A 6,261-nucleotide genomic window follows, 5' to 3' on the forward strand; every position below is an offset into this window, starting at 1 on the left:
CGTCGTCGCTGTCGAAGCTGGCGGCCGGCGCGCGGCTCAAGCCGGCAGCAGCGGCGCAACCGACCGCACGTACCCCGCTGCCGGCGCGCCCGGCGGTGTTCCGCTCGAAACTCGGGAAGGGGCGCTGAGGGGCGACGTCAGGCGACGACGCTGTGGACCTTGCGGCGCTTGCAGAAGTTGGCCAGCGCCGAATTGTCGAGCGGCGGCGCGATGCAATAGCCCTGCACGCCGTGGCAGCCGGCGGTGCGTGCCGCGCTGAGCAGGATGTCATCCTCGATGCCCTCGGCAATCACCGTCAGGCCCAGCCTGCGGGCGGTGGCAATCATGCCTTCCACCACGATCCGCTCCCGCTCCGAGCCGGAGAGGCCCTGGGCGAGGCTGCGATCAAGCTTCAGCGTGTCGACCGGCAGGCGGGCAAGACGCGCCAGCGAGGAATAGCCGGCGCCGAAATCATCCAGCGCGACACCCACGCCATCAGCGCGCAGCAGCGACAGCGTGGCCGAAGCGGCGTCGAGATCGTTGATGATCGCCTCTTCGGTGACTTCCACCACCAGGCGGCGCGGTGACAGGCCGGCCTGCGCCAGGTCGCGGGCCAGGATGGGCACGAATTCGGGATCGGCGAGATCGGCCGCCGTGACGTTCACTGAGAGCCTCAGCTCGGCCAGCGGGCCAGTCCAGGCCGCCGCGATGCTGAAAGCGCGCGCCCGGATATGCCGGCCCAATGCCACCGCCAGTTCGGCCGAAGCCGCCGTTTCCAGCAGGATCGAGGCCGACAGCCGGCCGTGCACCGGATGGTCCCAGCGCGACAGCGCCTCGGCCCCGGTGACAACGCCATCGGAGAGATTGGCCTGCGGCTGGAACAGCAGCGTGATGTCGCCGCGATCCAGCGCGCGATAGAGATCGGATTCAAGGTCGGCGCGGCGGGTGGGCGCCTCGCGGTCCATCTGCTGATCAAAGCGCACCACCGAGCCGGGTCCGCGCCCGCGCGCATCGGCGAGTGCGATCACCGCTTCGCGCATCAGGCCGGCGGCGACGCCTTCTGCCTCTTCCTCGCTGCGACCGTCATCCCAGGCAATGCCGGCGCGGCCGGACACGTGGATCTGCCGGCCATCGATGGCAAACGGCCGTTCGAAGCCGCGCAGCAGCTGGCGGGCCATCGGCTCCAACGCATCACCGGCATGGCCCCCAGCCAGCGCCAGCACGAATTCGGCCGCGGTCAGCCGGCCAAGCAGGCGCTGCTCCCCGCGCCGCAGCCGGCCATCGGCAATCGGGCCCAGCCGCTGGGCAATGGCGGCCAGCAGCCGATCGGCCGTGTCGCGGCCATAGGCGATGTTGATCTGGGCAAAGCGGCCGACACCGATCACCACCACGCCCACCGGCCGGCCGGCACCACGCTGTTCGGCCAGCCAGGCCTGCACCCGGTCGCCACTGGCAAGGCCGGTCAGCCGGTCCCCGCCTGGCCCTTCGGAAGGCGCCGCGGTTTCCACCGCCGCGGCCAGCCGGGCGGCATGGCGGCCGGCAAGATGCAGCGCATTGGCAAAGGCGTCGGACCCGAACGGCGAGACAAGGACCGAAGTGGCGCCGGCATCGCGGGCCGTGCCGGCGGCGCTCACATCCGTGCGTGACAGCAGCACCAGCATGGCGCCATGGCGGCGCTCCACGGCGGGACCGAGGGCCTGCGCCACGCCAAGGCCGGCGGCCAGCGCACCGCGCGCATCCACGACGACAACGCGCACCGGCTCTGCCTCGAAACGCGCAGCCGCGGCTTCGGCCAGCCTCTCGACGCGTGGCAGCAGCCCAGCCGCCGTCACCATCGTCGCCAAATCAGCTGCATACCGCGGCGAGACGATCAAGACCGGTTCCGCCTGCACCTTTTCCTTCATGCCGGATTGTTGCCCATACCGGATAATGCCCGCCCCGAATTGCGCTTTGTTTAACGCGATGCCGAATCACTGTCAGCCTGTCCAGCGGCATATTCCCCATGTCGGGCCGCATAAGTGCCAAAATCACTTGCCAACTGTGCCGCTTCTGCCACACAGCAGACCTCATGAACCCCACCGGCGATGCATCTCGCACCACCGTGCAGGCCGCCATGCCTGCGGCCGGGTCAACCTCGAGGGTTGAAGGACGTCCGCTGGTCGATCCGTTCGGCCGTGCCATCACCTATCTGCGGGTCTCGGTCACCGACAGATGCGATTTCCGCTGCGTCTATTGCATGGCCGAAGACATGACCTTTCTGCCCAAGGCCGAGGTGCTCAGCCTGGAAGAAATCGACCGCCTGGCATCGGCCTTCATCCGGCGCGGCACCCGCAAGATCAGGCTGACCGGCGGCGAGCCGCTGGTCCGGCGCGGGATCATGGACCTGGTCTCCAGCCTGGGCCGCCACCTTGCCAGCGGCGCGCTGGAGGAACTGACGCTGACCAGCAATGGCAGCCAGATGGCGCGCTTTGCCGAGCCGCTGTTCGCTGCCGGGGTGCGGCGCGTGAACATCAGCCTCGACACGCTGGATGCCGACCGCTTTGCCCGCATCACCCGCTGGGGCCGGTTGCCCCAGGTGCTGGACGGCATCGCGGCCGCCAAGGCCGCCGGGCTGAAGGTGAAGCTGAACGCGGTGGCTCTGGCCGGGCCCGACGGCAATGCAGACGAGATCGAGGCGCTGATGGAGTTTGCGGCGCGCGAGGGCCATGATCTCACCCTGATCGAGACGATGCCGCTGGGCGAGATCGACCAGGACCGCATGGACCAGTATCTGCCGCTTTCGCGCGTGCGCGCTGACCTTGCCCGCCGCTTCACCCTGACCGACCTGCCGCACCGCACTGGCGGCCCTGCGCGCTATGTCCGTGTCGAGGAACTCGGCCTGCAGCTGGGCTTCATCACCCCCCTCACCCACAATTTCTGCGAAAGCTGCAATCGCGTGCGACTGACCGCCACCGGCCAGCTGTTCATGTGCCTGGGCCAGGATGACCAGGCCGATCTGAAGGCAGTGGTGCGCCGGGTTGGCAGCGATGCCGCCGCGCTCGATGCCGCGCTCGATGCCGCCATCGCGCGCAAGCCCAAGGGCCATGATTTCGTGATCGAGCGGCGCGCGGCGCGGCCAGCCGTGGCCCGCCACATGAGCCTGACAGGTGGTTGATTCCGGCGACTGAACGCTGGCGGCACCGCAGTCTTTCCGGGGGGAAGCCAAGCCAATGAAGATGGCCCTGATGGTCTCTGACAGCCATGTCGCCCGCGCCGGAGGCGACCGGCTGCGCGAGCAGTATGGCTTCGTGAGCGTGGGAGAGGCCGACGTGGTGGTGGCGCTGGGCGGCGATGGCTTCCTGCTGCACTGCCTGCACGAGGCGATGCGCCATGCCGATCCCAAGCCGATGTTCGGCATGAACCGCGGCACCGTGGGCTTCATGATGAACGATTTTCGCGAGGGCCAGCTGGCCGACCGCATTGCCGCAGCCAAGACCTTCGTGCTGCACCCGCTGCAGATGACCGCCACCACCGCCTCGGGCCGGGTGATCACCTCGCCAGCGATCAACGAGGTGTCGCTGCTGCGGGAAACCCGCCAGGCCGCCAAGATCGGCATCGCCATCGACGGCAAGACGCGCATGGAAGAGCTGATCTGTGATGGCGTGCTGGTTTCGACGCCCGCCGGCTCGACCGCCTACAATCTTTCGGCGAACGGCCCCATCCTGCCGCTGGAGGCCGAGCTGCTGGCATTGACCCCCATCTCACCGTTCCGCCCCCGGCGCTGGCGCGGCGCGCTGCTGCCGGCGGCCAGCCAGATCGAGTTCGAGGTGCGCGAGGCGCGGAAACGCCCGGTGTCAGCGGTGGCCGACCAGATGGAGGTGCGCGACGTTGCCCATGTGAAGGTGGCGATGGACCGCTCGATCGCGCTCGAACTGCTGTTCGATCCCGAATATGCGCTCGACGACCGCATCAGCCTCGAACAGTTCGCCAGCTGAGCCTGAACTTCAAACCCCCTTGGCAAGGGCCGCCGCCGCCGCTAAGGGGGCGCTCCCACGCTGTTCCTCGGTAGCTCAGCGGTAGAGCCCTCGACTGTTAATCGAGTTGTCGCAGGTTCGAATCCTGCCCGAGGAGCCAGCGTGGGTCGCTCCTCACATCACGCTCAATGGCAGCCGCAGGAAGCGACGCCCCTGTCCATCGGGTGGCGGCAGTTCGCCGGCCGCGATGTTCACCTGCAGGGCGGGCAGGATCAGTGTGGGCGGCGACAGCGTGGCGTCGCGGCGGCGGCGCATGGCCACGAAATCCTCGGCGCTGATCCCGTCATGGACATGGATGTTGCGGGCCTTCTGTTCGGCCACCGTCGTCTCGCAGACATAGTCGCTGCGCCCCTCCGGCAGATAATCATGGCCGACGAAGAGCCGCGTGGACCCCGGCAGCGCCAGGATCTTCTGGATCGAGGTGTGCAGAACGCCCGCATCGCCGCCCGGAAAATCACAGCGCGCCGTGCCATAATCCGGCATGAACATCGTGTCCCCCACGAAGGCGGCATCGCCGATGAGATAGGAAACACAGGCCGGCGTGTGGCCCGGCGTGTGCATCACCCGGATCACCAGATTACCCAGCGGCAGGGTGGCGCCATCCTCCACCAGCACGTCGAACTGGCGGCCATCGGCAGCAAAGTCATCCAACCCGAAGCGCGGTGCAAACACCTGCTGCACCTGGGTGATGTTGGCGCCGATCACCAGCGGCGCGCCGGTCTTGTCGCGCAGCCAGTGGCCACCCGACAGGTGATCGGCATGGACGTGGGTGTCCAGCACCCACTTCAGCGTGAGGTGCCGCTGCGCCACGGCGGCCAGCAGCCGTTCGAGACCGGCATGGGAGACCACCGCGCCCTTGGGCTCATAATCCAGCACGGCATCGATGATCGCCGCGTCGCCAGTGGCCGGATCGCTGACCAGATAGGTCCAGCTGTTGGTGGCGCTGTCGAAGAAGGGTGCAACGTCGGGCCGTGTCATGCTGAGTCTCCTTGGACCTCATATTAGACATTGCTAAATTAGAATCAACTGATATATAGGCGGCATGAACGCAGATGACCTCGCCCGCTTCGAAACCTCCGCTGCCGCCGCCTCCCGCCTGCTGAAGGCGATGGCCCATGATGGCCGGCTGTTGGTGCTGTGCCAATTGCTGGATGGCGAACGCCAGCCTGGCCAGATTGCCAGCCGGCTGTCGCAATCGGCGCTATCCCAGCATCTGGCACTGTTGCGTGCCGAGGGCCTGGTGGCCACCCGCCGCGAAGGCCAGGCCATTTTTTACAGCATCGCCGATCCCGCCGTGCGGGCGGTGATCACCACGCTGGCCGGCATCTATTGCCCGCCCGACCCCCTGGAGCCCCCCGATGATCAACACCATTTCGCCCACTGACGCCGCGGCCCTGGTGGCCGACGGCAGGGCCATGATCGTGGACGTGCGCGAGCCGGCCGAATTTGCCGCCCGCCACATCCCGGCCTCGCTCTCCCGCCCGCTGAGCGTGCCCGACACCGGCCCGCTGGCCTGCGGTGATGGCATGACGCTGGTGTTCACCTGCCAGTCCGGCCGGCGCACCGCCGCAAACGCCGATCGGCTTGCCGCGCTGGGGCCGCAGGGCCGCGTGCACCTGCTGGCCGGCGGCGTCGACGCCTGGGGCAAGTCCGGGCTGGGCCTGGCTGGCCGCGAGGCTGAACAGCGCCTGCCGATCATGCGGCAGGTGCAGATTGCTGCTGGCCTCCTGGTGCTGACCGGCGTGCTGCTCACCGTGATGGTGGCCCCGGCGTGGATCGCGCTGTCGGCCTTTGTCGGCGCCGGGCTGACCTTTGCGGGTGCCACCGGTTGGTGCGGCATGGCCCAGTTGCTCGCCCGAATGCCCTGGAACAGCGGCGCGGCCTGATCCCATGGACGGCGCGCTGTCCCTTGGCTTGCCGGCCGCCGTGGTGGGCGGGGCGGTGATCGCCCTGCTGCTCGGCCTGTTCGGCGGCGGTGGCTCGGTGCTGGCGACACCGCTGCTGCTCTATGTCGTGGGCATCGATGATCCGCACGTGGCGATTGGCACCGGTGCGGCCGCCGTGGCGGTCAACGCCGGGGCCAATCTCGCCGTGCAGGCGCGCGGCGGCCAGGTGAAATGGCCGTGCGCCATAAGCTTTGCCGGCGCTGGCCTGGCCGGCTCGCTGGCCGGCGCAGCGCTGGCGCAGCGGGTGGACGGGCAGGCGCTGCTCGGCGGCTTTGCGCTGGCCATGCTGGCGGTGGGGCTGGCCATGCTGCGACCGGTGCGCA

7 protein-coding genes and 1 tRNA gene are annotated in these 6,261 nt (G+C 68.7%); 6 read left to right on the forward strand and 2 right to left on the reverse strand.

Annotation, left to right across the window (positions count from 1 at the left end; translation table 11 throughout):
- Positions 1-137: 137 nt before the first annotated feature.
- Positions 138-1,814 (reverse strand): putative bifunctional diguanylate cyclase/phosphodiesterase, encoded by a 1,677-nt coding sequence (locus GJV64_RS10195; protein WP_235927692.1) that lies wholly within the window; start codon positions 1,812-1,814, stop codon positions 138-140.
- 278 nt (positions 1,815-2,092) lie between these two features.
- Here GJV64_RS10195 and moaA point away from each other — a divergent pair, with 278 nt between their 5' ends.
- From moaA to GJV64_RS10210, 3 genes are all read left to right on the forward strand, one after another.
- Complete coding sequence (moaA, locus tag GJV64_RS10200; RefSeq protein WP_164157137.1) at positions 2,093-3,133, forward strand: GTP 3',8-cyclase MoaA; 1,041 nt, start codon at positions 2,093-2,095, stop codon at positions 3,131-3,133.
- 55 nt (positions 3,134-3,188) lie between these two features.
- A complete protein-coding gene (locus tag GJV64_RS10205; protein ID WP_164157132.1) occupies positions 3,189-3,953 on the forward strand; it encodes an NAD kinase in 765 nt (254 codons plus the stop codon).
- 64 nt (positions 3,954-4,017) lie between these two features.
- Positions 4,018-4,092 (forward strand) — tRNA-Asn (locus GJV64_RS10210).
- Positions 4,093-4,106: 14 nt separating this feature from the next.
- On the opposite strand, the gene GJV64_RS10215 is transcribed toward GJV64_RS10210, so the two are convergent.
- A complete protein-coding gene (locus GJV64_RS10215; protein WP_164157133.1) occupies positions 4,107-4,970 on the reverse strand; it encodes an MBL fold metallo-hydrolase in 864 nt (287 codons plus the stop codon).
- Positions 4,971-5,034: 64 nt separating this feature from the next.
- On the opposite strand from GJV64_RS10215, the gene GJV64_RS10220 reads away from it, so the two are divergent.
- From GJV64_RS10220 to GJV64_RS10230, 3 genes are all read left to right on the forward strand, one after another.
- Complete coding sequence (locus GJV64_RS10220; RefSeq protein ID WP_164157134.1) at positions 5,035-5,376, forward strand: ArsR/SmtB family transcription factor; 342 nt, start codon at positions 5,035-5,037, stop codon at positions 5,374-5,376.
- Positions 5,351-5,878 (forward strand): rhodanese family protein, encoded by a 528-nt coding sequence (locus GJV64_RS10225; protein ID WP_164157135.1) that lies wholly within the window; start codon positions 5,351-5,353, stop codon positions 5,876-5,878. The genes GJV64_RS10220 and GJV64_RS10225 overlap by 26 nt, the downstream gene beginning before the upstream one ends.
- Before the next feature lie 4 nt (positions 5,879-5,882).
- Positions 5,883-6,261, forward strand: a 379-nt coding sequence (locus tag GJV64_RS10230) for a TSUP family transporter (protein ID WP_164157136.1), incomplete at its 3' end; no start/stop codon positions are given.

The organism is Sandarakinorhabdus rubra (assembly GCF_010994245.1).
Lineage (GTDB): Bacteria > Pseudomonadota > Alphaproteobacteria > Sphingomonadales > Sphingomonadaceae > Sandarakinorhabdus > Sandarakinorhabdus rubra.